Below are 25,979 nucleotides of genomic sequence, written 5' to 3'. Positions count from 1 at the left end.
TTGCCGTGGAATCAGAAGCGGGCGAGGAAGGCGTCGTAGCCGCCAGCGTTGGTGTTGCCGCCAATGCCGCCGTAGGTGGTGCCGGCCACATAGGCGTTGCCGGAAGCGTCCACGGCGACGCCGCGCGCTGTGTCGTGGAACGCCGTGCCCAGGGTGCGGGTGCCCAGCCTGGTGCCGAGCGCGTCGTAGCGGGTGAGGAAGGCGTCGAACGAGCCGGCGGGCGGGTTGCCGTCGAGCGCGGAGGTGGTGTAGCCGGCGACCTGCACGACGTTGCTCGCGCTGACGGAGACGCCGAAGGCGTAGTCGGTCTGCGCGCCGCCGAGCATGCGGCTCCACTGGCGGTTGCCGGCGCTGTCGTAGCGCGCGAGCAGCACGTCGACGGTGCCGTTGTTGGTGTTGCCGTCAAGGCTGCCGAACGTCTCGCCAGCGAGGTAGACACCGCCGTCGGGGCCCACGGCGACGCTCTTGGCGTCATCGAGGTCGCCTGCGTCAACCTGCCGGACCCACTGCTGGATGCCGAGAATGTCGAGCTTGAGCAGGAAGATGTCGGTGTTGCCTGGCGTCGAGGTGCCGTCGAGGCTGCCATAGGTGTTGCCGGTGACGTAGACCTCGTGCATGGGCGTGACGGCGATGCCGCGCGCCATGTCGCTCACGGGCGTGCCGTACTGCTGGAGCCAGTACGGGTTGCCCGCCGTGTCGTAGAGGGCGACGACGATGTCGTAGTTATCGGGGTTGCCGCCGTTCGCGAAGCTGCCGCCGGTATAGCCGCTGAAGAAGAGCTTGTCGGGCACGCCGACGGCGAGGCCGGTGGCGAAGTCGTCCATCTGCGTGCCGTTCTGGCGCAGCCACACGCGGTTGCCAGCGGCGTCGTACTTGGCGATGAAGAAGTCGAGGCCGCCCGCGTTCGTGTAGAAGTCGAGGCCGCCGAAGGTGGTGCCGGCCACGTACACGTTGCCGGCCGCGTCCGTGGCCACGGCGGTGGCGCGGTCCGTTTCCGCGGTGCCGAACTGGCGGACCCACTGGAGGTTGCCGGCGGTGTCGTACCGGGCGATGAAGGCGTCGTGACCACCGGCCTGCGGGTCGACACCGAGCTGGCTGGAGGTCTGGCCCGCCACGTACACGCTCGTGCCTGAGACGGCGACGGCGTTCGCCTGGTCGTCATGTTGGGCGCCAAGCTGGCGCACCCAGGACGGGGGCGGGACCTGGGCCTCGGCGACGGAAGGCGCACCCGCGGCGCTGACGATGCCGGCGAGCCCGAACATGCTCAAGAGGGGGTGTCTCATCACGAACTCCATTTCTCAGGGGGAGAGATGAGCCGTGGTACCAGGAGGACGCCTGTCGTCGGCGCCGGTGGAGAAATCCATCGCCACGGCCCCTCTGCAAGAGCACGAGTGCGGGGCGCGCGGAAGATGGGTAAAGAAAGACGCAAAAGCGCCAGGTGCTGACCCGGGCCGAGTTGCCGCGGACCCAGATACAGATGATGCGCTGTGGCAAAGTCAGCTCCGTTGCGACGGCACCCTTCACGAGCACCTCCGTCTTGCCCGGCCGGAGATGCGTTGCGCTCGAAGCCTGGCGTCGATGCCGCGCCCTGGCGGGAGCAGGAGCGTGCCAGGGGCTGGCGGCTCGCGGCGCGTGAGGCCACCCGGGCGGCCGAGGCGCGTGCTTGCCGAACCGGGCGCCGCTGAACCTGATACGTGGGGGACGGACACGCAGCGAGGTGAACCATGACGAAGGAGCAGCCCATGGGCTCTGAGAACAAGCCCACATCGTCTATCGATTGGGCGGCCGAACGGGGCAAGAAGTGGCTCGCCCAGCTCGGCGGGATGGAGGCGACGCTCGCGCCCGTCGACGCGCCGTTGATTCAGGCGCTGCGGCTCGACGCGCCGTACCGGATCGCCGACGTGGCCTGTGGTGGCGGGGGGACGACGCTGGAGCTCTTCCGCCGGGCGCCCTCGGGGAGCGTCGTTCAGGGCATCGACATCGCGGAGCCGCTGATTGAGTCGGCTCGCGCTCGTGCCCAGCGCGAGGGCTGCCCCGTCCTCTTCACGCAGGCGGACGTGGCGGCGTCGCCGCCGCCCGGCGCGCCGTATGAGCGGCTGGCGTCGCGATTCGGCGTCATGTTCTTCGAAGACCCGCCCGCCGCCTTCCGCAACCTGGTCCGTTGGCTCGCGCCGGGCGGCCGCTTCGCGTTCGCGGTCTGGAGCAGCCCCGCTGACAACCCCTGGATGTCAACCGTGCGGGATGCGGTCGCCGAGGTCGTTGACGTGCCGACGCCCGCTCCGGACACGCCGGGCCCGTTCCGCTACGCCCAGGTCGACATGCTGCGGGTCCTGCTTGCGCAGGCGGGCTTCGCTGGCGTGGAGGCGCGTGAGTGGCGCGGAGGGCTCGCCATTGGTGGTGGGCTCTCGGCCTCCGAGGCCGCGTCCTTCGCGCTGGCGGCCTTCTCGGTCGGGGATCGACTTGTCGAAACGGATGAGGCCGGGCGCAAGGCCGTGCATCAGTCCCTGACCGACCGCTTCTCGCGGCATGAAAGCGATGGCGTGGTTCGGCTGGGGGCCTGCGTTCACCTCGTCACGGGGACCCGCGCGGAGTGAGGCGGGGCCGCAGTGGAGGGGCGCCCAGCCGGTGATGCCGCACACCGGCTGGCCGCCTGCCTGGTGGGACGAGGTCAGATGTCCAGCTTCCAGAGCTGGTTCTGCGCCGTCCCGTCGCGCTTCATGGGGTAGGTGATGAGCCGCCCCGAGCCATCCGTCCTGGCGCCCTCGATGTCCAACACGAGGCCGTTGAGCTTGCTCTGGATGTAGTAGGTGCCTCGGACGCGGCCGGGCACGAGCTGCCACACCTGATGGGGCTGGCCGTGGGCCTCCCACATGACGACGGCGGTCCCCGGGGCCTTGTTGGCGCCCTCCACGTCGAGCACGAGCCCGTTGAGCCGGCTGCGGATGAGGTAGCCGCCTCGGGTGGGCACCAGCTCCCACTTCTGGTTCTCGTTGCCCTCGCGGTTGGACTTGGCCCGGAAGGCGACGAGCCCCGCGCCGGGCGCGCGGTTGCCACCGACAATGTCAATCACGAGCCCCTCGAGCCTGCTGCGGATGAAGGTGCTGCGCTGCGGGCGTGTGTCGCGCTCAGGGCGCCAGTCCCTGCCGTTGTGGCTCGGGGGCGGGGGAGGCGGCGTGGGGCGCGCCTCGCCCTGGCACCAGCCCGAGGGGCTGCACGTGCGCGCGCCATCGCACTGCGCGCGGGTCTGGCAGCGGTTGGGGCCGGGGCGGTTGCGCGACTCGTCCCAGCGGTAGTTTGGCCCTGGCCCGGCCGACGCCGTCAGGGGCAGGAGCAGCAGCGCGAGCGCCGCCCAACCCCTGGCCTTCACGGACGACCGGTTTTCACGCGCACGACCACCCTCGGAGCTGCTCCGAAACGCCAGCATGGGACTTCTCCTCGTTTGAAATTCGATGGGGAGGGGCCGCTCTTGCCGCCCGCTCGCCCTGTGAACTTCATGACGGGGGCGCGGGGATTTCATTCATCCTCCCGGACGCTCCGCGTGTCGCACGGGGCCTGCGTCAATCGGCGGGCGCGTGCTGCTGGAGGAAGCGCCCCACCAGCGCCCGGGCGAGCTGACGGCCGAAGCCGCCATCCCAGATGTCGAAGCCGTGCTCCGCGTACGGCAGCGTGAAGAGGGCGTGGGGAACGCCCGCCTGGGCGAGTCGACCCGCCAGCGCTCGCGAGGCGTCGAGCGGCACGACGCTGTCGGCCCCGCCATGGAGCAGGAGCGTGGGAGGGGTGCGGGGCCCCACGTGGTGGATGGGAGAGAGCAGCTCATACAGCGCACGGTGGCCTTCCAGTGGCACACCCGTGAAGCCCTCGAGCGGAGCAGGGGCGCGCGCGGCGTAGGTCACCAGGTCCCCGGGCGCGTAGAAGCCGATGATGGCCGCCACCGATGTGTCCCCGGCGCCGCAGGTGGAGGGAAGGCGTGAATCTCCCGCGGAGTACCCCGCAAGGGCCGCGAGGTGCCCGCCCGCGGACTCCCCGAACAGGACGAGCCGGTCCGGGTCGATGCCGTAGGCGGCCGCGTGGTCCTTGACCCAGCGGATGCCACACTTGACGTCTCCCGGGGCCTTCAGGCCGGTGGCGGCAGGAAAGAGCCGGTAGTCGAACGAGAGGAGCGCATAGCCCCGGGCCGTGAAGAAGTCAGCCCAGGCTCGGGCATAGCCACGCTCTCCGCCGCGCCAGCCACCTCCGTGGAAGTAGAGCACCGCGGGGCGGGGCCTGGACGCGGACGTCTGGGGAAGGAAGACGTCGGCGTGGAGTTCGCGACCCTCGACCTCGGCGAATCGAACCGTCTCGCTCGGGAGGGGGCGGGCTCCGACCAGGGGGCGGAAATACTCACGGAGGTCGAGCGGAATCCCGGCCGCCCTGGCCATCCTCCACGCGGAGCCGGCGGGCCACACCGCGAGGATGCTGATGAACAACGCGGAGGCCGCCGTTCCCCAGCGCAGCCACCGCCATGCGTCCACGTGCGAGCACCAGGCGGCCACCAGCGCCGTGAGGAGCGCCGGAAGCATCATCACCAGGCTGTACTCCCGCAGGATGCCCTTGAGCAGGTGGACGAGCGTGGACGCCCCCGCGGGCGCGAAGAAGACGGCCGCGAGGAGCACGCAGCCCAGAATGTGCAGTATCGCCAGGAGGGGCGTCATGTGGGGCTTGCCCCGATTCCGTGGACAGGTGCGTCAAGCTGCCGCACTCCGGGTTGAGGCGTTCCGCTCGTACTCCTCGGGGCTGACATCCCCGAGCGCGGAATGGCCGCGGCGACGGTTGTACCACGCCTCGATGTACTCAAGTAGCGCCCGTCTGGCTTCTTCGTGCGTCTGGAAGTCGCGCTCGTCGCGTTTCTCCTTCCTCGACTTTGATATCCCCGCAAGGGTCCTCGGCGCCGACTCCCTACTCAATGCCTTTCATGATATTCCTGACTGGTTGAGTATGGCACTCCAGGCGGATTGTCTTCCCGGGCCGTGAGCCCAATGCTTGCCGCGGTTCTGGCAATGAATGGGCCGGGACCTCTCAAGGGAGGAGAATTGCAATGGCAAATATCACCGTTTTCTACAATGAAGACTTCGGGGGGACCCACGTCGATCTTCCGCCTGGCAACTACACCCGGGCCCAACTGGAGGCGCGGGGCATTGGGAACAACACCATCAGCTCGGTGAAGGTGCCGCCTGGCGTGAAGGCTGTCCTCTTCAAGGATGACAACTTCGCCGGCGACCAGCTCGAAGTGGTGGCCAATGCCGAGTCGCTGGGCGCGCTGAACAACAACACCTCCAGCATCAGGGTCATCTCCGTGCCCGTGCAGCCCAGGGCCAGGCTCTTCTACAAGGCGAATTTCGAGGGCAAGGAGGTGGACCTGCCTCCTGGTCAGTACCTCCAGGCCCAGTTGGAGCTGTACGGCATCGACAACAACACCATCAGCTCGGTGAGGCCGGAGGGACTGACTGTCGTCCTCTACAAGAACGACAACTTCTCCGGCACCACGCTGACCGTGACCTCCAACACCTCGAACCTGGGCGCGCTGGACAACAACACCTCCAGCATCAGGATCACCTGACGCTGGCGTGCCGGCATTCCAGGTGACGGCCCCTGTCGCACCGCGGTCGACTCGCGGGTTTCATCATTGAGGCTGACTCAACCTTCGCCTTGGGGCTGGAACGTCAACGGTTCGCTGGGCCCTGAAGCGCGGGGCCTCGGGTAACAAAAAGGACCGCGGGCTTCCTGGCCCGCGGTCCTTGGTGATTTCAGCAACCGGCCTCGCTAGTCCTTCGTGCAGACCACGTCGTCGACCTGGAGGTGGTCGCGGTCGGCCTCGCTGCGGCTCGGGTAGAAGAACAGGCGCCAGTCACGCACGTTGCCCGTGAAGCGGAAGAACACCGGCTGCCACGCGTCGCTGTCGACGGTGATGAAGTCGGTCGCGGGGCTCCAGCCCGCGCTCGAGTAGCTGCGATGCCGGATGGTGCCGTGGCCCCGCACCCGGTACGAGCACGAGTAGTTGCCGCTCGGGACGTTGAACTTCTCGGTCGTGAAGCGCTCGGCGATCTGGATGGGCACCACGAACTGCAGCGCCGCAGCGCCGCCGTGCACCGCGCTCGTGTAGCGCACCAGGCGCGAGGGCTTGATCTCCGTGCCCGGGTCCGCGACGCCGTTGTCGAGCCCGTACCAGTCGTCCGGGATGAGATGGTCGCCGTGGTAGGGGATGTCATAGGTGCTCCAGCTCTCGAAGCCACCGTTGCGGATGATGTTCGCGGGGTGGTCCGCGGAGACGCAGCGGCCAGTCGCCGAGTCGCAGGCCGGCAGCGCGCCAACGCAGTCGTAGGTGGTGAAGCAGGCGCCCGGAGACAGCTCGCACACGCCGCTCGTGGGGTTGCAACTCGTTGCCGGGTGCTCGCACACGACGCCAGCGCACGGGTCACCCTCGATGCAGAGGTGGCTGGCCGTGTCGCAGACCGGCGTCTCCGGCGTCCCCGCGCACTCCGCGTGGCGGGTGCAGCGGCCCTCCGCCACGACACACGTGTTCGTCTCGTCGCACGCCTCCCACTCGCTGCAGTCCGTGGCGTCGTTGCAGCGGCCGGCCACCGGCTCGCAGGCCGCCGTGGCATTGTCGCAGCGCTCCCAGGCCTCGCAGCTCACCACGTCACACGGCTCGGGGGCCCGCGTGCAGCGCACGTCATCGATGCTCAGGTGCTCGCCGCTGGTGTTGCGGATGCTGAAGATGAGCTCGAAGGTGTCGAAGACGTCGTTGGCGAGGTTGAAGTCGTACGCCACCTGCGTCCACGTCTCGGTGTCCACGGAGGTGTAGGAGGAATAGCTGGAGTAGTCGTCGTCGAAGAACGCGTTGCGGACCTCACCGGTGCCCCGCGCCTGGAAGGTGCAGGCGTAGCGGCCCGCGGGCATCGACTTCGCCCCGGTGGTGAAGCGCCGGTGCGTGCCCGACGTGTTCGTCAGCCGGACCGCGTTCACGCCCTCGAAGGCGTTCGGGGTCACCTTCTGCACGCTGTCGGACGTGATGTTCGACTTGCTGCCGAACCACATCTCCGGAAGCGCGCCGGGCCACTCCTCGAAGCCCCAGTTGTCGATGACGCTCACCTCGGGCTCCACACCCGCGTCGGGTGTCTCGCTGCCCGCGTCGGGCGTCTCACTGCCGGCGTCCGGGACTTCCTCACCGGCGTCCGGCGTCTCACTGCCCGCGTCCGGGACCTCCTCACCGGCGTCCGGCGTCTCGCTGCCCGCGTCCGGAAGTTCCTCGCCGGCATCCGGGATTTCCTCACCGGCGTCCGGCGTCTCGCTGCCCGCGTCCGGCCGCGGCTGGCCAGCGTCAGGAGTCACGATGGGAGCCGAATCCCCCCCACAGGCGGCCATGACGACCAGCAGCGAAGTCAGACACACTCGAAACAACGTCACAGCAATCCTCCGGTTCGCGGGAATGGGCCTCTCGTACCACACTTCCCTCGAGCAGGACCGGAGCGCCCCCATGCGTGGCATTATGCAAGGCTCCTGGCGTGGAAGAATTCTGAGAGTCCAATGTTTCCGCGATTCATCCGCACTGTGCGATGAGTGACCGCCGAGGAGCGCGAGCGCGCCACGCGGTGCCTCAGGAGCACACGGCAGGCCGAGGAGGCCGATGAAGCGGAATGCCGGGAACAAGAACACGCTCAACGGGCCCAGGGCGCGCGGGGTGGTGGAGCACCTCGAGGACGTGTCCCCGGACCTGCCCGTCGTGCTGGGCGGCATCCACCCGGGCGGGGACCCGGAGCATGTCTTCTCCGCGTGTCGGGCGGCGTGCGCGGAAGCGGTCTGCCTCCGCGTCACGCGAGCCAGGGGGCTCGGCGTGCGCTCCCCCTGGAGTCATCGGGACGTGGACACGCGAAGCGCGTCCGGCCTGGACCTCAGTGTCCGTGGCGCGTGGTGACGACGCGGCCGTTCAGCGGCTGCAGCGGACGGTTGTTCGGGTTGAGGTAGGGCAGACGCTGGAACGCGGCAATCTGCGAGTCCGACAGCTCGATGGGGTTCTTCATCACGTACCACTGGAGCCCCTCGGTGCACGGAGGCGTGGTGAGCGAGCCGGCGTACTTGTAGAACGCCTTGTTGAACGGCAGCAGCGAGCTGGCGTTGATGAGCGCGCCAGCGGGCTGGCTGTGCTCACCGGCGTGCCTGGGCAGGTGCCGGAAGGCGGTGAACAAGCCCGGGTGCACGAACCCCTCTTGGATGAGCACGCCCACGACCAGGGCCGGGGTGCCATGGGCGTCCGTGTGCACCAGGTGCACCTCGAGCGGGTACTCCACGCCGTCCTTGGTGTGCTCGCTGGGCGTATGGAAATGGAATTGTGCCAGGTGATATGTATTGCCACCCACCTGGAGGGTGCTGCCGACGTCATAGGTGAACTGGACGGTGTGTCCGTTGTTCGTCATGCGCACGCGGCTGGTGCCGTAGTGGAAGCTGGGGGCGTCCTGGTGATTCTGCGGGGTCGCCGTCGCCGTCACCAGTGCGATGGGGGACTGGTCCAGCCCCGCGGCGCACACGGCATTTCCCGGGAGCTCGCCCCAGCGCTGGGGGCTGACCGTCTGTGAATAACCCCAGTGCGCGTCCTCTCCGCTCAGGAAGACCGGGGCCGGGGTCCCGCGGAGGTCCTGGGCGAAGGCGCTTGAAGCAAGGCAAACGGATGACACCAACGCGCTCTTCAGAGCGCGCACCGACAGCGTGCGAAAACGCGACATGTGAATGCGTCCTTTTTGGGATGTGACAGCGAACACGAGCCGGGCCCCCGTGCCTCACGTCAGGCAAGGGCCGTCCCGCTCAGGCGGACGCGCGCCGCGCTCGAGGTCGTCGGCGGGCATTCACGAATTACCATTTAAGTTCGTAATACTTTTCCAGCCACTGTTTCCGATACTTTCTGTCGGCCGGTACAGACAGCCTGTCGGTGGATGATGACGGGTCGTGAATGACATCGCCTGCGCGCCGAGTGGCGCCCCCCTGGAGTGGCCCTGCTGTCACCCGGATACGTCCGTTCCTGGAATGTCTGGTCGTTCCGGGGGAGAGGGGGGCTAGAGTCCAGAGGCCTGGGGTTGACATGGCGGGGGCAGACATGGCCGACGAGGTGCGCACCACGCAGTGCTGTGTTGTGGGAGGAGGCCCGGCGGGGATGATGCTGGGGCTGTTGCTGGCGCGGGCGGGGGTGGAGGTGACGGTGCTGGAGAAGCACGCCGACTTCCTGCGCGACTTCCGGGGCGACACCATCCACCCCTCCACGCTGGAGTTGATGCACGAGCTGGGCTGGCTGGATGAGCTGCTCGCCCTGCCTCACCAGAAGGCGCCGATGCTGCGCTTCCAGAATGACGCCCATGACGTGGTGGTGGCGGACTTCAGCCACCTGCCCACGCACGCGCGGTACATCGCGTTCATGCCGCAGTGGGACCTGCTGGACTTCCTCGCGCGGAAGGCGTCCGCCTGGCCGGGCTTCAAACTGCGCCAGTGCGCGGAGGTGACGGACGTGCTGCGGGAGGAGGGGCGGGTCGTGGGGGTCCGCGCCCGGACGCCGGAGGGGGCGCTGGAGGTTCGCGCCGACCTGGTGGTGGCGGCGGATGGGCGCAACTCCACGCTGCGCCAGCAGGCGGGCCTGGAGGTGGAGACGCTGGGCGCGCCCATGGACGTCCTCTGGTTCCGCGTCTCGCGCGGCCCTGGGGACCCCGAGGACCCCATGGGCCGCTTCGAGCAGGGCCAGATCTTCATCCTCATCAACCGGGGGGACTCGTGGCAGTGCGGCCGGGTCATCGCGAAGGGCAGCGCCGAGGCCTTGCGCGCGGCGGGCCTGCCGTCATTCCGCGAGGACCTCGCCCGGCAGGCGCCGTTCCTCGCGGACCGGGTTCATGAGCTGGCGACGTGGGAGGACGTGAAGCTGCTCACGGTGCGGGTGGACCGGCTGCGCACCTGGTACCAGGCGGGCCTGCTGTGTATCGGGGACGCGGCGCACGCGATGTCGCCCGTGGCCGGCGTGGGCATCAACCTGGCGGTGCAGGACGCGGTGGCCGCCGCCAACATCCTCGCGGGGCCGTTGCTGGCCCGGCGCGTGACACCCGAGCACTTGCGCCGGGTCCAGGAGCGCCGGGAGTGGCCCACGCGCATCACCCAGCGGGCCCAGGTCCTCATCCAGAACCGGGTGCTGGGGCCCGCGCTGCGGCGCCCGGCGGCGTCCGGTGGCGGGCTCCCCCTCCCGATGTGGCTCGTCCAGCACGTCCCCTTCCTGCGGCGCATCCCCGCGCGCCTCGTGGGCATGGGCGTGCGGCCCGAACACGTGCGCACGCCCGCCGCGCCGCCTCGGGCCTGAGCGGCGCCCGCGCCCTACGCCCTCCCCGCCACCTTCGCGGCCCACCAGCGCAGGCCCACGAAGAGGAAGCGCCAGTCCTTGAGGAACTCAGGGGGCTTGCGCTCGAAGGCGTGGCCCACGAACTGGAACGCCCAGCCCACCACGAACAGGGCGGTGGGGACCTTCCACAGCCGCGGGACGAAGGGAGAAGCCGCCGCCAGGGGCACCGACGCCGCAATCATCGGAATGCCCACGGTATGGCAGAAGCGATTGACGGTGTGGGTGTGGCTTTTCGAGTACTCCGAAATCCACTCATCCCATGAACGGTCGCCGAGCATGCCGCCACGGTATGCACGCTCGGGCGCGGCAGGAAGGCGCCGGGCCACGGGGTCGCCCGTCCCGGGAGGAGGCAGGCGAGTGTGACGGCCGAGCTCCGACCACGTCACCTTCGTGGGCACCAGCATCGCGGGCTTCGCGCAGGTGCCCGCCACCCGGTTCGCGTCACCATCCAGGGCTGAGCCGCTGGACCCTGAGCGGCGGGAGGGCGGCGACGAGGGCCTCCCGCCGCGCGGCGTTCAGGTCCGCGAGGACGGCGCTTCCCACGGGAAGTGGGTGGCGCCCAGCGCGGGCTTGAGGTCGAAGAGCCAGGAGGCCTTCTCGTCGTACTTCGCGAAGAAGGGCTTGCCGACCAGCGCCGGGTCGCGCGCCTGGATGAAGTGCAGGACGAAGACCTTCTCGCCGGCAATCTCCGCCACGCCGTCCACGCACACCTTGCCGGGCGTGGCGGACATGGACGGGCCGCGCACCGTCCGCGCCAGGCCAGACACGTTCTGGTAGGCATTGCGGAAGATGTCGTAGGCCTCGGCGAGCGGCACCGCGAAGTAGTCCTGGGGGCCGGTGTCCCGCTCCACGAACATGTAGTAGGGCACCATGCCGTGGCGCAGGTGCGTGCGCCACATGCTCTCCCAGGTGTCCGGCGCGTCGTTGATGGTGCGGATGAGCGGCGCCTGGGTGCGGATGACCGCGCCGGTGCCCCGGATGCGGCGCACCGCCTCCTGGACAATCTCGGGGACCATCTCATTGGGGTGGGAGAAGTGCGCCATGAAGGCCAGGCTCTTTCCAGAGGCGACGACCTTCTCGAACAGGCGCAGGACGTCGTCCGCGTCCGGGTCCGTGACGAAGCGCTGGGGCCAGTAGGCCAGCGCCTTGGTGCCGATGCGGATGGCCTCCAGGTGCTCGATGTCCAGCAGCGGCTCGATGTACTTCGCCAGCACGGCCTCGGTCATGATCATCGGGTCGCCACCGGTGAACAGCACGTTGGTGACCTCGGGATGGGAGCGGATGTACTCCACCAGCGGCTCGATTTCCCGCGAGGCGAACTTCAGGTCCGCGTCTCCCACGAACTGCGCCCAGCGGAAGCAGTACGTGCAGTAGGCGTGGCACGTCTGTCCTTGCTTGGGGAAGATGAGCACCGTCTCCTTGTACTTGTGCTGGAGGCCCGGGACGGGCTCGTCATTGGCCAGCTTGGGGACGTTGAGCTGCATCTGCCCGGCGGGGTGGGGATTGAGCCGCGCGCGAATCTGGTTGGCCGCCGCGTTCAGCTCCAGCGGGGACGCCCCGGCGCGCAGCAGGTCCGCGATGCGCGCAACGTCGTCCGCGGGCAGCATGTCCGCCTGCGGGAAGACGAGCCGGTAGATGGGGTCCGCGGGAGCGGCGTCCCAGTCGATGAGCTCGTCCACGACGTAGCTGTTGGTCCGGAAGGGCAGCACCTGCGCGACCGCTTGCACCGCGAGCCGCTCGTCCGCAGGGAGCCCAGCCCGGGTTGTCAGCTCGTCCAGGTGCCGGTTCGTGAAGGCCCGATAGCGACGCCCGGTGGACAGAGCCAGTGCTGCGTTTGACATGACGCTCATGTCTCGTTTCTCCTGCGGTAGTCAGGGCGGCCACGAGGTCCACAGCGGCTTCCCTGGCTGGCGGTCGGGCGTGAGCGCACACCGTTTGACCACCAACGAGTGGACAGTCCGGTTACCACGTCACTGCAGGCGGTGTCATCTTTCACAGGCGAGCGGGCAGGCGAGAATCCACCCCAGGTCCCGATTCTACGTCACGCCATGTGCTTGAGGCGTGACGCAGGGCGACACGCCCGCGACCCTCGACGTCGTGTACTGGGACGGCCGCCATGACACCTGGGATGCCGGGGCGCGTGCCCGTCCGGAGCCGAGGCGTCTCGGCTCAGCTCCGGCGCGGCTTGCGCCGGCGAGCGAGGCGCTCCGCCTGCTCCGGGTTGAGCATCTTCACGTAGGCCAGCAGTCCGTCGAGGCGCGCGCGTCGTGCCTCGTCGTCACCCGCCTGCCCCTCCTGGTGCAGCATCGCCCGGAGCCGCCGCCGCTCCTGGCGAGACAAGCCCAGCGTCGCGTTGACGGTGACGCCCGTGACGCGCTGGGCGCCGCCCTGGCGTTGCACGCGCGTCTTGTCGCGGTTGACCTCGAAGCCCTCCTCACGAACATAGCGCGCGGCCAGCGCGCGCACCCGCTCCAGCGCCGCGACGTCATCACCGGAGAAGCTGAGGTCATCCGCGTAGCGCGTGTACGTATAGCCGTAGCGGCGCGCCAGGCCCGCCAGCCGCCGGTCCAGCCGCAGCAGCACCGCGTTGCACAGGCCGGGGCTGGTGGAGGCGCCCTGCACGCAGACGCGCGGGCCCACCGGGACGTGGAAGACGGCGCCCTCCACCTCCACGGGTTGCCGCTCGGCCTCCGTCATCAACACCGCGAGCGTCGCCGCCACGGGGTAGCCGTAGCCCAGGGCGATGAGCAGCCCGCGCACCCGCGCCGAGGTGACGGAGGGGAAGAAGTCCTTCAGGTCGAGCTTCAGCACCACCCGCCGCCCCACGTGGGGCGCCGCGCCCGTCTTGATGGAGCGCTCCGCCACGAAGCCATGGGCCTGCGGGCTGACGGGGAGCTTCGACACCAGCAGCTCCAGCAGCCGGCGTTGCAGGGCCTTCAGCCGGCGCTTGGGCGCGTGAATCAGCCGGTGGCCGCCGGAGCGCTTGGGCACCGCGAACGTCACGTAGTGGCGCACCCGCTCACGCGGGCGGTGGAGGCTGTAGTGGCGCAGCATGCCCACGGAGATGCCCAGGGCCGCGGCCACGTCCGCCTCGGTGCGCCAGATTGGCAGCCCGTAGCGGGCAAGCTGCGCCTCGTCGGGCAGCAAATCGCGCAGGTTCCGGTTCCGCGTGCGCAGCGTGGCGGAGAACAGCCGCCGGGCCTCGGCGGCCTCCATCCACTTCTTCCGGCCCGGGGTGTAGCGGCGGACGCCCTTGGGGAGCAGCCGCGCGTCCCGGTGAATCCGCCGCAGGTGTCCGGGCTTGAGGGGGCCGGAGGTGGTGACCGTCTCACGCACCACGTCCAGCGGGCGGCCGTGGGCGTCCAGGGGCGCGTCCAGCCCGGTGGTGCTTCGTGTCACGGGGCGGCTGAACAGCCCCTTGAGCCAGGACAGGGAGGCGTCGAACCAGCTCATGGTGCTCCGGGAGAGGCCAGGGGATGACTTGCGAGGCGTTGGACCCGGGGCTCCCAGCGTTGCGTACGCTGGGACCCTGGCGAAGAGAAGGGAACAGAACTCCCCCGCGGCGAAGCACCGCGGGACGCATGGCTCATCCGCGAACCCTGACCTCTCCCAGGAGCGCTAGCCGTTATCGTCATCACCGTCTCCCGGGTCAAGCGCCTCCGCCTGCCGCCGCGCGCCCGCCTCCGCCGCCCTGGCCGCGAGCGCGTCCACCGAGGCGGGCTCGGAGCTGCTCAGCTCCCGGCGCTGGGCGCGCGCCAGCCGGCTGAGCGCGAGCAGGTGGGCGCAGGGCCCCTGGTTCATCAGGTGCTCGTTGAAGAAGTCGCAGCCGCACCGGCCGAAGAGGATGCGGTCCTCGTCGTTCATCACCAGCTCGAGGCCGGCTTGGGCGCCCGCGCGGCCATGCACCACCCAGTCGCGGTAGACGACCTCCCGCGCGACGGAGCCCTCGGGTGTGGACAGCGTGCGCACCTTGCGCGTCTCGCGCGGCGCCGCGGACGTCACCTCCACCTGGCCCGCGGCCTCCAGGCGCTCCGCCTCCTCGCGGCGGGCGTCCGGCGGGTACAGGCGGCCCAGGTCCACGGGCGTGGCGAACAGCTCGCGGTGCCGCCAGCGCCGCGCCTCCACGTCGAAGAGGGCGCGCCCGGCCGCGCACTGCGCCGCCAGCGCCCCCGCGGCCCGCGCCGCGTCCACGCCCAGGGCGGTGGCGACCTCGTCGGTCGAGGCGTGGAAGCGCTCGCGCAGCACGCCGAGCACGCGCTCCGCCAATGCGGCGTCGCGCGACGGCTCCAGCAGCAGGTCCATGCCCGCCGTGTTCGTCCAGTGGTTCGCCGTCCACCCGGACAGGCCCAGCAGGAAGCGCACGCCGCCGGGCAGGTGCGCGACGTAGAAGTGCGGCAGCGCGCGGCCCTTCAGGTAGACGTCCACCTTCTCCGCGTAGGGGAGCAGGGGCTCCAGCAGCCGCAGCCGCCGGCGGCCCCAGGCGCGGATGACGCGAGGCGCCTGGTAGCCGTGGGCCGCGCCCTTGAAGGGCACGGGGTGCTCCCAGGGCTCCAGCACCAGCCGCGCGTCCTGCCCCGGGTGCAGCTCGTAGCGCAGCGCGCGCGGTGACACCTTGGCCTTGGTGTGGCTGAGGAAGCGCACCGCCGCGAGCAGGTCCACCGGCCGCACCGACAGGCGGGTGCCCGGGAGGGCCATGCCACCCTGGAGCTGGAGCAGGCCGCGCACCCAACTCTCCGGGACGTCCACCTTCTGCTCGAAGCGCCCGCCCGCGCCGGTGGTGCGCACGTCGAGCCCCTCCGGGCCGATGCGCAGGTGCGTCTCGCGGGTGGAGCGCATCTCGGCCAGCGCCGCCCACAGCCAGGCGGTGAAGTCCACGTTGGTGGTGCCGCAGCGCACCTCGCCCTCGGGAGCGAAGAGGCCGCGGTCCACGATGACGAGCCCGTAGGCGCTCTGGTCCTGGCTGAAGGCCTCGAAGAAGACGCGGTCGGGGTGGACGGTGATGAGCGGGTCCAGCAGGCCGCCCCAGGTTTCGTTCCACGCGTCCGAGTGCCAGATGAGCCCGCCGAGCGCCTGGAGCGCGAGCCGCAAGGACAGGACGTCCCGGGCCACGCGCGCGTGGAAGCGCACGGGGCGGTGCGAGTCCGCCGTGAGCTGGAGCTGCGCGCGCTCCCGCGTGGACTCGAACACGGAGGGCGTGGCGTAGAGGAAGCTGGAGGCCGTCACGCGCCGTCTCCTTTCACGGGCAGGCCGAAGACGTGGGGGACTTCCGCCGGGCCGCGCAGCTCGGGCCAGCGGGTCAGCATGTGGGCCAGGAGCGCCATCAGCGACTCCTTGGGGTAGCGCGTGTCCGGCAGCGCGAAGGCGTCACGCACGCGCGGCACCAGCACGCGGGCGGCCTCCACGCCGTGGGCGGCGGCGTTGGCCAGCGCGGCGAAGGCGGCGTGGCGCGTGCGCCGGTGCAGCGGCCGCAGCAGGGTGGCCTGGAGCAGGTCCAGGTTCTGCGCGGCCACCTCGCGGGCGCGCGCGGAGTCGCGGCCGAGCAGGCGGAAGGCCAGCGCCTGGACGTGAATCTGCGGCGCCTCCAGCAGGTCTCTCACCGCGCGGGGCTCGGCCAGGTAGAAGTCGTCCGAGCGGAGGAAGAACAGCCGCGCCAGCCGGTTCTTCTCCACGAGCGCGTCGAAGTTCCAGATGGCGTAGGCGGGCAGGGCCCCCAGCGCGTTGGCGGCGCGGCGGGCGAAGACGCCCCCTTCCTTGGGCAGGGCCTCGTAGTGCGAGGCCAGCGCGTCGAGCACCTGCTCCCATTCCTTCGTGTCGCGCGGCGTGGGCGTGTGCATGGCGGCGCGGCTGGCGAGGAAGTCCAGCAGGTCCTCGTCATTCGCCTCCAGCGCGCGCGTCACCAGCTTGGGGTACGCGGCGCGCCAGCCAGACGCGACGTGCATGCGGAAGGGGCCTCGCGCCAGCTCCGGGAAGCGCGCGTACAGGGCGGTGGCGGTGGCGTCCGTCAGGGGTTGCACCCGGGCCACGCCCAGGCCTGGGAGGTTCCATTCGCCTCCCGCGCCCGCCAGCAGGAGCAGCCTGCGCCGGGTCCGGGCGGGGAGCGACGCGGTGTCCCGCACCAGCCGCCGCACCTCCGCGTCATACGTCTCCGGCGTGGCCGACGTCCGCAGCAGCGCGCCCCAGACGTCCTCCCAGTCCCGCGTCCACGCGAGCGCCAGCAGGTCCGGGAAGCCCTTCGCGTTCTTCCGTCCCAGCACGCCCCAACGGGGGAACACGGACCTCAGGTGCTCGAGCAGGTAGGGCACCACGTCGCGTCCGCGCGTCTCCGCCAGCTCCACGAAGAGCTGCGCCGCGCCCGGCATGTGCGACTCCGGGTGGTGCTCCTTCAGCGCGGCGACCAGCGCGGACGGGGACGGGAGGGTGCGCGCGAAGGCCAGGGCATCGCGGTGCCACGTGGGCTCATCCACCAACCGCCGGTAGAGGGCGGAGGCCAGCGCCGCGTCCCCCCGGGCCTGGGCGCGCGCGCGCAGCGTGTCCCACGGAGAGGGGCGCTCGTGGGTGTCGCTCCAGGGCAGGTGCGCCAGGATGAAGGGCCGGGCGGCCTCCGCGTCCACCGCGTCCAGCGCCAGGGCGGTGGGCTCGTCCAGCCTGACCCAGCCGCTGTCCAGCTTGGCGAGCTCGAGGTGCCGCGCCGCGCGGGTGGGGGCGGCCTGGACACGCCGCACCACCTCCTCCCGCCAGGTCTTCGCCTGTTGGGGCCCGCGCAGGCCCGCGAGCTTCCAGGCATGAAGGCGGCGAAACAGCTCCACGTCGTCGGCGCGGTCCGCGTCCGCGAGCCAGGCCTCCAGCGCGGCCGCGTTCTCCCCCGTCCAGGGGTTCACCCACTTCCCCGCGGCGGTGATGCTGCTGGGGGAGAAGCAGGACAGCATGAGGGGCCGGAAGCGGACCCGGTCCCTGGCGTTGAGGGCGGGCCCCCACAGCCAGGTGAAGGACCGGAAGGCGGGGCGGCGCGCGAGCTCCTCGAGCGCGGCGCGAAGCGCTTCGTCGGATTGTCTCCGGGACAGGACGCCCCGCAGGGCGGCGTCCATCTCCTTCACCTCGCGGCGGAACCGCTTCTCCCAGCTTTCACTCACGTCCCCCATTTATACCGGGGGTGCCTCCGGACACAGGGGGCAGTCGCTCACCCCATGTAGGAAGGCGGGTCGCTGGCGGGGAAGGAGGCCATGGAGCCCTCGGCGACGATGTCGCGGCGGCCGGCCGCGTCGCGGGTCTCTCCGGGGAGGATGTTCCAGCGGCCGTGCTCGCCCGCGCCATACCGCGACGGGTCACTCAATGGGGTGGTGCGTGCGTCGATGACCACCGGCATGCGGCGCCAGGCCCGCCACTGGGCCACGAGCAGCGCCGCCTGGATGGCGGCGTCTCCCAGGAAGAGGGGCGCGCGTCGCGCGCGGTTCGTGGCATACGTGGAGACGTCCACGACCAGGAGCGCGAACGCGCTCCCCATGCCCAGGTTGCGCAGCTCCGGGGTGACGCGGCCGTTGCGGTGCGCGGTGAGCAGCGTGGCGCCCACGGTGCCGGCGAGCCCGCACACCGTCTTCATCAACCAGCCTTCGCGGACGGGGCCGATGCGCCGCGTGACTCGCTCCGGTTGGAGCAGGGGCCACAGGCCCTTCAGCAGGAAATAGGCGCCCTGGACTTCGGCCGGGTCTCTTCGGAAAAGCGAACCGAGTCGTCTGTTCATCCGCGCGCTGCCTCCCGCGCTCAAGGTGCTTCCTGGCGCTCAGGAAGGGCACCTGCGCCGGACGGGCGGGCAGGCGCCACACCGGACGGCGGGCGCGCGCTCCGGTCAGTCCAACTGGGTGGAGACGATGGGGTCCTGCTCCGCCGTGGTCCAGGGGAGCTGGGGCCACCAGCGCTCGGGCGGAGGCGGCGCGCCGGGCTCGACGCGCTCTCCCGGCTTCGGGACGATGACGCGTGCCCCCGCGGCCGCTCCCGCGGCGAGCACCCGCTCGACGGGCTCGGTCCAGCCATGCAGCGCCAGGCTGAACAGGCCCCAGTGCACGGGCAGCAGCACGCGGCCCCGGACCCACTGGTGCGCGGTGACGGCCTGCTCGGGGCCGATGTGCCAGTCGGGCCACGCGCCGTGGTACTGGCCCACTTCAATCATCGTCAGGTCGAAGGGGCCCAGCTTCTCGCCAATGTCCCGCATGGCGGGGAACAGGCCGGTGTCGCCCGAGTAGTACACGCGGTGCGTGGGGCCCAGGAACGCGAAGCCCGCCCACAGCGTGGCGTCCTTGTCGATGCCGGTCCGCCCCGAGGCATGCCGGGCGGGCGTGCAGACGACCTCCAGCGTCCCCACGCGCGTGCGCTCCCACCAGTCGAGCTCGACGATGCGCGACTCGGGGATGCCCCAGTCCACCAGGTGCGCGCCGACGCCGAGCGGCACGATGAAGGTCGTGTCCCAATCCTTCATCGCCAGCAGGGTGGGGTGGTCGAGGTGGTCATAGTGGTCATGGGAGATGGCGACCGCGTCGACGGCGGGCAGCTCCGCCAGCGCCAGCGGGGGCGCGTACCAGCGGCGGGGGCCTATCCAGCTCACGGGCGAGGTGCGCTCGCCCCACACCGGGTCGATGAGAAGCCGGTGCCCGTCCAGCTCCACGAGCGACGTCGAGTGCCCGAGCCAGGTGACGCGGAGGCCCGTGACGGGCGGCGTCGCGAAGGCGCTCCGGTCCAGTGACACCGAGGGCAGCGCGCCCGGCGCGGGGCTCACGTCGGGGCTGGGGCGGAACAAGCTCGCGATGGAGCCCCAGGCGTCGTTGCGCAGGGGCTGCGGGTTGTCGAAGTGGCCGTCCTTCCACTGCGGCGAGCGCTCCATCCGGGCCCGCCGCGCGCCGTCCGCGGCCGTCCCCAGGGCCGGCCACGCCTCGATGGCGACCGCGGTCAACAGCAGGGCCAGCAGCGCCGTCGTCCCCATCGCCGCATATGCCAGCCTCCCGCGCCACGTCATGTCGTGCACCCGCGCCCTTCGTCGTGTGGGGATGAATTGACGAAATAGGGAATTTTTGTCAAATCGTTCGGGATGGCGGGCACCAGGAGCGAGGAGCGGGATGCGTTGCGCCGGGCGGCGATTCTGGACGCCGCGCTGGAGTGCTTCCTGCGGTTCGGCTACGCGAAGACGTCACTGGATGACATCGCGAAGCGGGCGAACCTGTCGCGCCCGCTGCTCTATCTGAAGTTCAAGAACAAGGAGGACATCTACGCGGCCGTCTTCGAGTCCCTCTTCGAGGCGCGCTATCCGCGGGTGGAGCAGGTGCTGGCGCGGCCGGGGACCGCGCGCGACAAGCTCCTCCAGGTCTACGAAATCATCCTGCTGGAGCCGTGGGCGCTGATTGCGGGGGCGCCCATGGCGTCCGAGTTCTACGCCGCCTGTGAGCGGCTGCTGCCGGAGGTGGAGGCCCGCCACCGGCGGCGCTGGCTCAAGTACACGCAGGCCGTCCTGGCGTCGAAGCCGCTCTCCGAGGTGTTCATGCTCGCGGTCGATGGGCTCCAGTCCGACCTGCCCGCGCCCCGGGTGCTGCGCCAGCGTCTGGCGTTGCTCGTCGAGCGGTTCACGGACTGAAGGGGCGCGCTACGGCCGGGCGGGAGTCATCGCGGGGTTGGGGCTCTGGCTGTAGGCGTCGCAGAGCTCCAGGTACTCGTCGCTGTCGATGTCGAGCGCCGCCGCCCGCAGCTTCTTGACCTTGGGCTTGTCCAGCGTGGTCTTGACTTGAATCAGCTTGAGGGTGGGGATGCCCATGTAGGACTGGCTGTAATACGTGTTCTCGGTCATGTCGGCCCACTCAATCAGGAGGCCGTCGTCGAAGCGGAGGCCATCCCGGCCGATGATGAGCGCGGGCTTGTCCAGTCGGCCCAGTCCACGGATGCAGCCGTAGAGCATCCAGACCATGCAGAGGGTGATGGCCCCGCAGACGAGCATCACGCCCGGGCTGTTCGTCAGCCGGGAGGTGAGGATGCCGAAGAGGCCCGAGGCCACCGTCCAGATGAGGGTCCCGAGGATGAGCTTCGTGCGCGAGTAGTAGACCTCACGCGGCTTCTGCGTCCGCTGCTTGTTCTGGGAAGAGCTGTAGATTTCCATGGTGTTTCATCCTTGAGAGAAAGGTCAGCGGGCCAGCCGCTGTGACAGGTAGGCGAGGAGGACCGGCGCGTTGGTGATGCGGGCCTCGTCAATCCTGAGCGGCCGGCCCTGGGCGGCGATGACCAGCTCGCGCGTGGAGACACCGCTGTCGAGCTCGTCCTGGAAGCGGATGCTCTCGATGTCGTCCCAGCGCATCAGCTTCTTCTTGTGCGTCAGTCCGGCGCCGCTGAGCGTGAGTGGCCCGAAACTCACCGCCTTGCCGGCATTGACCTGCCGGTGCACGCCAGGGAGCAGCACGTTGACGGTGTGGCGCGTCACGTGGTCGTGGAGCTCGTCCGCGTCCGTCCAGAGGTTCAGCCGCAGCCGGTAGGTCCCCCCGCGGTGACGCAGGACGAGCCGGTCGTCATCCTGCACCGAGGTGATGCTGTTCACGTTCCGCCAGGCGATTCGCGTGCCGCCAGCGCGCAGCCCCTCCTCGTCCACCTCCAGCATGGGCGGTGAGCGCAGCCAGACGAAGACATCGCTGGCCCGCCAGAAGATGAAGTAGAGGCCGCAGGGGATGCCCGCCAGCAGGGCGATGGGCGCGGACTGCGCGCGGAAGAGTCCTTTGATGAAGTCCCGTGGGAGCAGGTAAATCGAGCCGAACGAGAGAAACGCCGCGGCCACCACGTAAATCAGGAGGAAGCCAGCGGCGAGCCAGTACAGGTCGTGCGTGGGAAATACCCGGATGTGCGCGCGCTTCAGGCGGAGCCTCCGTCATCGTCGTGAAGAGTGCGTGGTCCTATAGACAATCGCGTGTGTCTTTTCGATGAGATTCGCCATCACGCTCCGAGTAGGGATGAGGTGTACCAAGTTGCAAGAATTCCATACGCGGCGTGCTGTTCTGGGGTGCTCGGGTGTGGCGAATTCGAGAAACAGTCGCCGCTCTCAAGGGGTGAGAGGGCCTTGTTTGAGACTGCGTGAATCACAGCCTTCCGTGCCCGGCTCGGGGTTGCAGGAGTCCGTGGCGCGGGCAGGCGCAGGGCGTTCATCGGCCCGGCGCGGTGATATCCGTGAGTTTCGTGTATTCGGGGGCGAGGTGACGCCGCCCGCGCCTCGCCGCGGGGCGGCCGGGGGGGGGGGCATTCCGGCCGACGGCCTGGGGACCACCGCTCCGGGCGGGGAGGTCCGTGCAACCGCCAGCGCCCGGAGCTCCGTTGCTGACCGTGCTTGCCGGTGGGGCGGACCTCAGGGGCTGCCCTGGGCCCGGCGCGTTGAGTGCCTTCACGAGCGCTCCGGGGTGCCGCTTCACTTCCGCCGCGAGGCGTCATGGCTCGGCGACTCAGGGGCAGCGAATTGGCCTGCGCTCGCGAAGCCAGCCCCTGCCGATGGGCATGTCAGACATTCGATGGAATGGCGAGCGGCATGCCGGAGCGTGGCGCGTGATGCCACTCATGCCTGTTTGGAAATGAGCAGACGGAGTGGTGTCTTGCCGGGTGCCATTCATTGTCATAGGGTCGAGGGTTCCTGGGACGGATGCTGGAGCATCCGCTGTCGCGTAAGGGTTTGTACGTAGACCGCGCTCGGCAGGTCAGGGTCCTCTGGGATTGCGCACCCCCGTGCGAGGAGAGCCGCCTTCATGCTGACCCGGAGCATCCGTCAGAGTTTCCGCCGCAACGAAGGGCAGGCGTTGGTGCTCGCGGCGTTGATGGTGCTGGTCATGTCCCTGGCGGTGCTGGCCACCGTCAACATCGGCCACACCGTGCATGAGCGCATCCGCCTCCAGAACACGGCGGACGCGGCGGCGTACTCCATGGCGGCCATGGAGGCCCGGGCCTTCAACTTCTACGCATACGCCAACCGTACGCAGGTGTCACACTACGTGTCGGCGATGATGTGGCAGTCGTTGCTGTCGCTCATCTACTCGGCCGAGGCGTTCCTGACGGACCTCTACGGCGTCATGCGGACGCTGAATCCGTGCGCGGGTTCGCCGTCCGGCTACTGGATGTTCGTCTGTCCGCTCTTGCAGCTCGTGCCCATCGTCGGGCCCCTGCTCCGGGTGGTCAGCAGCATCATGACGCTCTACCGGAATACCTTCCTTCGGGGCGTGCAGGCGGCCATCCGGCGCACCAGCGGCATCAACCCGGACGAGGTCATCGGAGGACGCATCATCCCCGCGCATCGAATCCTGAACGGGGTGATGTACTTCGCTTCCCAGGCGGTGATGCTGTCGGCGTCCACTCATGTGGTGCAGTCCACCCAGACGGTGGTCAACGCGAACGACAGCAACGTCGACTCCATGATGAGCCAGTTGGCGACAGGCGCTTACAGTCAGTGCCTGTTCAGTCAGGCGCACAGCCCCCATGCGGGAGGCAGCCCGCTCAATCCCACGTCCTGGAAGAACCCGCTCGGTGCGCTGGACGTGACGAAGCGGGAGCGGGACGACCCTGTTGCCCGGGCCAAGCGCTCCATGGGCGGCATCACCAACGCCACCCGGTATGCCTGTGACACCGCGTCGTCAGGAGGCCTGCTGGAGTGCCCGCAGGGCTTCGTCACCAACCGCCGCCTGGGGGACCTCCTGCCGATTCCAGACATGCTCGGCTTCTTGAAGGACTTCCTCAGCGACGGGGTGGACATCGATGGCGTGATGCAGTTCGGCAAGATTGGCCAGACGCGCATGCTCTCCTCGACCTTTCCCAACGCGAGGACGCTCCGCGCCGGGCAGGGCCCCGGCAACAACGGGCGGAACTACATCCGGGACTGGAATGACAACCTCAACCCGTGGGGCATGATGGCCCAGGGGGACAATCTCGGCTCGGATGACCCGTACTGGCTGAACCTCGGGCCCGCCGAGGAGGGGAGCGGCCGCTTCAAGATTGACAACCCGCTCGCCTGCACCAAGGACGACGACTATTGGAAGTGCTTTGGCGACAACCGCCGGGGCAAGGGTGACAACAACCGGGCCCGGCTGCCCTACCGGCACATGATGAAGACGAGCATCTGGGCCCTCAATGACGTGGACAGTGGCCGCCGGCGCGGAGGGCTCCATTGGCGGGTGAACTACTCGAACTTCGACCGGCGCTGGGGCGGCTATGTGAAGCCCGAGGGGCGCGAGGGCCGCTATGGCATCCACGAGACGGAGATCTGCGTGGTGAGGATTGGCGACTGCAGGCTGCATGCAAGCGTCTACGCGGCGAACGTCCGGCCCGTGCAGGACGGCAACCACCGCTGGCCGGGGCTCGTGCCCTTCATGCACTTCGAGCCAGGGCAGCTCGGCTCGGTGTGCAACCCGGCCGCCAACGCCAACATGCGCCAGGCGGCGCCACGCACGGCGGACTTCAACCAGCCCTCCACCTGGGTGGCGCTGAACAAGTCGCCGGACCAGGTCATCAACCGTGAGAACGCGGATGGCGCCGGCTCCAACGCGCCGGCCCTGCTCAACACCCAGGGCAAGGTGTCCTTCGCCTTCTCACCGGAGAGCGAGGGCCTGGAGATGATGAACAACCGCAAGAAGTTCCTCGGCATGGTGGAGGGACTCAACGTCATCTCCCGCGGGCAGGCCTACTACCACCGGCCGGGCAACTGGGCGGAGCAGCCCAACTTCTTCAATCCCTATTGGCGCCCCCGGTTGGCCTCCGTGTACCAGGGCCGCCACTCCCTGCCCGCGCTGGGGGGCATGCTGGACGCGCTGCCCGGACCGCTCCGAGGCATCACGCCCAAGATCGTCACGCACTGAGCCCGGTCCGCGAGCGCCAGCGGACGCCCCGGGCGCTCAGCCGACCGGCAGCGCGCTGGCCTCGTACTGCCTGGCGAAGGCCTCGCTCGGCGGAATGGGCTTGATGACGTCGATGAGCACCCCGTTGGGGTCCGAGGTGATGAAGTGCCGCTGGCCGAAGTCCTCGTCCCGCAGCGGGAGGTGGATGGGGAGGCCGGCCGCCTGCACGTCCCGGTAGACGGCGTCCGGGTCCTCGACCTCGAAGTTGAGAATCGTCCCCGCCACCGTGCCCCGAGCCGCCGCGGGCACCGTCTCATGCCGCCCGTCGAGGATGGCCAGCGCGACGTGCTCGGACTCGTCCGACTGGAGGTGCACGTACCAGTCGCTGGTGAAGCGCGGGCTGAAGCCGAAGTGCGCCGTGTAGAACGCCGCCGTGCCCGCGACGTCGTTCGTCATGATGACCGGGTAGTAGCTGGTGATTTTCATGGGGCTCCCTCTCTGCCGTGGACTTGCCTTTCGATGCAGTAACATACAGACTGTATGTATGCAGCGCAAGGGACGGCGAAGCAATGATGAGCGGAGCGCGACGACGCGGCAGGCGTTGGTGAGCGCGAGCCGGGCGCTCTTCGTGGAGAAGGGGTACGCGCAGACGTCCACGCCGGAGGTGGTGGCCGCCGCCGCCGTGACGCGGGGGGCGCTCTACCACCACTTCGAGGACAAGCAGGCGCTGCTGCGGGCGGTGCTCGAACGGGAATTCGCCGAGCTGCGGCGTGCCATCGACGCGGCGACGCCGCCAGGGCTGGACGCGCGCGAGGCGCTCATCGCTGGGAGCCTGGCCTATCTCGACGCGATGGCTGTCCCCGGCCGCACGCGCTTGCTGCTGGTGGATGGGCCGGCGGTGTTCGGCCATGCGGAGATGATGGCGCTGGATGACGCCACCGCCGCGGGCTCATTGAGGGAGGGGCTCGCCGCCGTGCTGGGCGAGGGGCCCTTCCTGCCCGCGCTCGCCAGCCTGCTGTCCGCCGCCTTCGACCGCGCCGCGTTGGCCATCAGCAGCGGCGGGGACGCCAGGACCTACCGCGCCGCGATGCTGGCGCTCATCGAGCGTGTCATCGCGGGCGCCGCTCTGAATCCACCCGGTCCGCCCGCTGACGGATGAAGAGACGACAGCCGCCTGGAGCGTGAGCCCCTCCAGGCGGCCGACGGCGATGATGTGGCTACTCCACCCAGTGGACCTTGCCCAGGCCCACGGCCACCATGTCGCAAAGGTAGACGGAGTGGTCATACGGGTTGTTGTCGTAGACGCCGCGGGCGCTGATGCAGCGGGCGCGCTCGGGGTAGGGCGCGTTGTACTCCTCCGCCAGCTCACGGCAGTACGTGTCGCCAGGGCCGCTGCACTCCTCCGTGCAACTGTCCGCGCGAATCCAATACGGGTTGTAGGTCGGGTACGAGTCGGCCTCCGTCCAGCACAGGCCGCTGGCGCATTCCGAGTCGGCGCTGCAGCCGGTACCCGTGGCCTTCAGGCTCTGCTGCTGCTCGGTGGTCGGCTCCGTCTGCTCGGGCGTGCTGCTACCACAGGCCACCGGGCCCATCAGCAGGAGGGAAGCGAGGGCGGCCGTCGTGGCGAAGATGTTCCGCATGGGGAAAACCTCTCAGGGGTGAAGGGACGCGCGGAAACAACCACGCCTTCACCGCTGCGCCAAGTCACGTCCACGCCAAACAGGACAACGCGGGTGTCTCAGCCCGTCTCA

24 protein-coding genes are annotated in these 25,979 nt (G+C 69.7%); 7 read left to right on the top strand and 17 right to left on the bottom strand.

The genetic code is table 11. The annotated features are described in order from the left end of the window. Positions 1–11 precede the first annotated feature (11 nt). On the bottom strand, positions 12–1,283 hold the full coding sequence (locus MYMAC_RS30270; RefSeq protein ID WP_239989102.1) for an SBBP repeat-containing protein: 1,272 nt from the start codon (positions 1,281–1,283) through the stop codon (positions 12–14). Between the two features lie 459 nt (positions 1,284–1,742). Between MYMAC_RS30270 and MYMAC_RS30265 the strand changes: the two genes are divergently transcribed. Next, positions 1,743–2,594 (top strand): class I SAM-dependent methyltransferase, encoded by an 852-nt coding sequence (locus MYMAC_RS30265; protein WP_239989101.1) that lies wholly within the window; start codon positions 1,743–1,745, stop codon positions 2,592–2,594. A gap of 74 nt (positions 2,595–2,668) precedes the next feature. Here the strand turns inward: MYMAC_RS30265 and MYMAC_RS30260 are convergent, their stop codons facing one another. From MYMAC_RS30260 to MYMAC_RS38740, 3 genes are all read right to left on the bottom strand, one after another. After that, a complete protein-coding gene (locus MYMAC_RS30260; protein WP_157757577.1) occupies positions 2,669–3,424 on the bottom strand; it encodes an RICIN domain-containing protein in 756 nt (251 codons plus the stop codon). A 133-nt stretch (positions 3,425–3,557) separates the two neighbouring features. Further along, positions 3,558–4,691 (bottom strand): alpha/beta hydrolase, encoded by a 1,134-nt coding sequence (locus MYMAC_RS30255; protein WP_095960584.1) that lies wholly within the window; start codon positions 4,689–4,691, stop codon positions 3,558–3,560. A gap of 33 nt (positions 4,692–4,724) precedes the next feature. Then, the gene (locus MYMAC_RS38740) at positions 4,725–4,943 is read right to left on the bottom strand and encodes an IS3 family transposase (protein WP_095960583.1); all 219 of its coding nucleotides are present in this window, start codon (positions 4,941–4,943) and stop codon (positions 4,725–4,727) included. A 131-nt stretch (positions 4,944–5,074) separates the two neighbouring features. Here MYMAC_RS38740 and MYMAC_RS30245 point away from each other — a divergent pair, with 131 nt between their 5' ends. Beyond that, the gene (locus MYMAC_RS30245; protein WP_095960582.1) at positions 5,075–5,596 is read left to right on the top strand and encodes a beta/gamma crystallin-related protein; all 522 of its coding nucleotides are present in this window, start codon (positions 5,075–5,077) and stop codon (positions 5,594–5,596) included. Positions 5,597–5,799: 203 nt separating this feature from the next. On the opposite strand, the gene MYMAC_RS30240 is transcribed toward MYMAC_RS30245, so the two are convergent. Beyond that, a complete protein-coding gene (locus tag MYMAC_RS30240; RefSeq protein WP_338026041.1) occupies positions 5,800–7,401 on the bottom strand; it encodes an invertase recombinase-like protein in 1,602 nt (533 codons plus the stop codon). Positions 7,402–7,663: 262 nt separating this feature from the next. Between MYMAC_RS30240 and MYMAC_RS30235 the strand changes: the two genes are divergently transcribed. After that, positions 7,664–7,951, top strand: a complete 288-nt coding sequence (locus tag MYMAC_RS30235) for a hypothetical protein (RefSeq protein WP_013938089.1) — start codon at positions 7,664–7,666, stop codon at positions 7,949–7,951. Here the strand turns inward: MYMAC_RS30235 and MYMAC_RS30230 are convergent. Beyond that, entirely contained in the window at positions 7,929–8,756 is an 828-nt protein-coding gene (locus tag MYMAC_RS30230) for a carbonic anhydrase (RefSeq protein WP_043710337.1), read from the bottom strand. The two genes, MYMAC_RS30235 and MYMAC_RS30230, sit on opposite strands and share 23 nt — an antisense overlap. 368 nt (positions 8,757–9,124) lie before the next feature. On the opposite strand from MYMAC_RS30230, the gene MYMAC_RS30225 reads away from it, so the two are divergent. Further along, entirely contained in the window at positions 9,125–10,363 is a 1,239-nt protein-coding gene (locus MYMAC_RS30225) for an FAD-dependent oxidoreductase (protein WP_095960580.1), read from the top strand. Positions 10,364–10,377: 14 nt separating this feature from the next. Here MYMAC_RS30225 and MYMAC_RS30220 read toward each other — a convergent pair whose 3' ends face one another. The 7 genes from MYMAC_RS30220 to MYMAC_RS30190 all read right to left on the bottom strand — a co-directional run bounded on the left by MYMAC_RS30220 (position 10,378) and on the right by MYMAC_RS30190 (position 19,406). Then, entirely contained in the window at positions 10,378–10,833 is a 456-nt protein-coding gene (locus MYMAC_RS30220) for an Mpo1-like protein (protein WP_013938092.1), read from the bottom strand. An 84-nt stretch (positions 10,834–10,917) separates the two neighbouring features. Continuing rightward, positions 10,918–12,252 carry a KamA family radical SAM protein gene (locus MYMAC_RS30215; RefSeq protein WP_095960579.1) on the bottom strand — a complete coding sequence of 445 codons (1,335 nt, stop codon included), beginning with the start codon at positions 12,250–12,252 and terminating at the stop codon, positions 10,918–10,920. A gap of 319 nt (positions 12,253–12,571) precedes the next feature. Next, positions 12,572–13,855: a reverse transcriptase family protein gene (locus MYMAC_RS30210; RefSeq protein WP_095960578.1), complete on the bottom strand. Its 1,284-nt coding sequence runs from the start codon at positions 13,853–13,855 to the stop codon at positions 12,572–12,574. Positions 13,856–14,020: 165 nt separating this feature from the next. Next, positions 14,021–15,625 carry a hypothetical protein gene (locus MYMAC_RS30205; RefSeq protein ID WP_095960577.1) on the bottom strand — a complete coding sequence of 535 codons (1,605 nt, stop codon included), beginning with the start codon at positions 15,623–15,625 and terminating at the stop codon, positions 14,021–14,023. Next, positions 15,622–17,541 carry a gliding motility protein gene (locus tag MYMAC_RS30200; protein WP_239989100.1) on the bottom strand — a complete coding sequence of 640 codons (1,920 nt, stop codon included), beginning with the start codon at positions 17,539–17,541 and terminating at the stop codon, positions 15,622–15,624. The genes MYMAC_RS30205 and MYMAC_RS30200 overlap by 4 nt, the downstream gene beginning before the upstream one ends. Positions 17,542–17,579: 38 nt before the next feature. Beyond that, on the bottom strand, positions 17,580–18,140 hold the full coding sequence (locus tag MYMAC_RS30195; RefSeq protein WP_095960576.1) for a hypothetical protein: 561 nt from the start codon (positions 18,138–18,140) through the stop codon (positions 17,580–17,582). A 105-nt stretch (positions 18,141–18,245) separates the two neighbouring features. Further along, on the bottom strand, positions 18,246–19,406 hold the full coding sequence (locus MYMAC_RS30190) for an MBL fold metallo-hydrolase (protein ID WP_095961736.1): 1,161 nt from the start codon (positions 19,404–19,406) through the stop codon (positions 18,246–18,248). Between the two features lie 72 nt (positions 19,407–19,478). Here MYMAC_RS30190 and MYMAC_RS30185 point away from each other — a divergent pair, with 72 nt between their 5' ends. Then, positions 19,479–20,018, top strand: a complete 540-nt coding sequence (locus tag MYMAC_RS30185; RefSeq protein ID WP_095960575.1) for a TetR/AcrR family transcriptional regulator — start codon at positions 19,479–19,481, stop codon at positions 20,016–20,018. A gap of 9 nt (positions 20,019–20,027) precedes the next feature. On the opposite strand, the gene MYMAC_RS30180 is transcribed toward MYMAC_RS30185, so the two are convergent. After that, on the bottom strand, positions 20,028–20,534 hold the full coding sequence (locus tag MYMAC_RS30180) for a hypothetical protein (protein WP_095960574.1): 507 nt from the start codon (positions 20,532–20,534) through the stop codon (positions 20,028–20,030). Between the two features lie 24 nt (positions 20,535–20,558). Beyond that, complete coding sequence (locus MYMAC_RS30175) at positions 20,559–21,200, bottom strand: DUF6585 family protein (RefSeq protein WP_239989099.1); 642 nt, start codon at positions 21,198–21,200, stop codon at positions 20,559–20,561. A gap of 952 nt (positions 21,201–22,152) precedes the next feature. Here MYMAC_RS30175 and MYMAC_RS30170 point away from each other — a divergent pair. Next, complete coding sequence (locus tag MYMAC_RS30170) at positions 22,153–24,249, top strand: TadE/TadG family type IV pilus assembly protein (RefSeq protein ID WP_095960572.1); 2,097 nt, start codon at positions 22,153–22,155, stop codon at positions 24,247–24,249. A gap of 36 nt (positions 24,250–24,285) precedes the next feature. Here MYMAC_RS30170 and MYMAC_RS30165 read toward each other — a convergent pair whose 3' ends face one another. Continuing rightward, on the bottom strand, positions 24,286–24,714 hold the full coding sequence (locus MYMAC_RS30165; protein WP_013938102.1) for a VOC family protein: 429 nt from the start codon (positions 24,712–24,714) through the stop codon (positions 24,286–24,288). 58 nt (positions 24,715–24,772) lie between these two features. On the opposite strand from MYMAC_RS30165, the gene MYMAC_RS30160 reads away from it, so the two are divergent. After that, positions 24,773–25,387 (top strand): TetR/AcrR family transcriptional regulator, encoded by a 615-nt coding sequence (locus MYMAC_RS30160; RefSeq protein ID WP_095960571.1) that lies wholly within the window; start codon positions 24,773–24,775, stop codon positions 25,385–25,387. A gap of 58 nt (positions 25,388–25,445) precedes the next feature. Here MYMAC_RS30160 and MYMAC_RS30155 read toward each other — a convergent pair whose 3' ends face one another. Continuing rightward, positions 25,446–25,868: a hypothetical protein gene (locus MYMAC_RS30155; RefSeq protein ID WP_013938104.1), complete on the bottom strand. Its 423-nt coding sequence runs from the start codon at positions 25,866–25,868 to the stop codon at positions 25,446–25,448. Between the last annotated feature and the right edge of the window lie 111 nt (positions 25,869–25,979).

The organism is Corallococcus macrosporus DSM 14697 (assembly GCF_002305895.1).
Classification (GTDB): domain Bacteria; phylum Myxococcota; class Myxococcia; order Myxococcales; family Myxococcaceae; genus Myxococcus; species Myxococcus macrosporus.
This window is presented reverse-complemented; position numbering and strand designations above follow the sequence as displayed.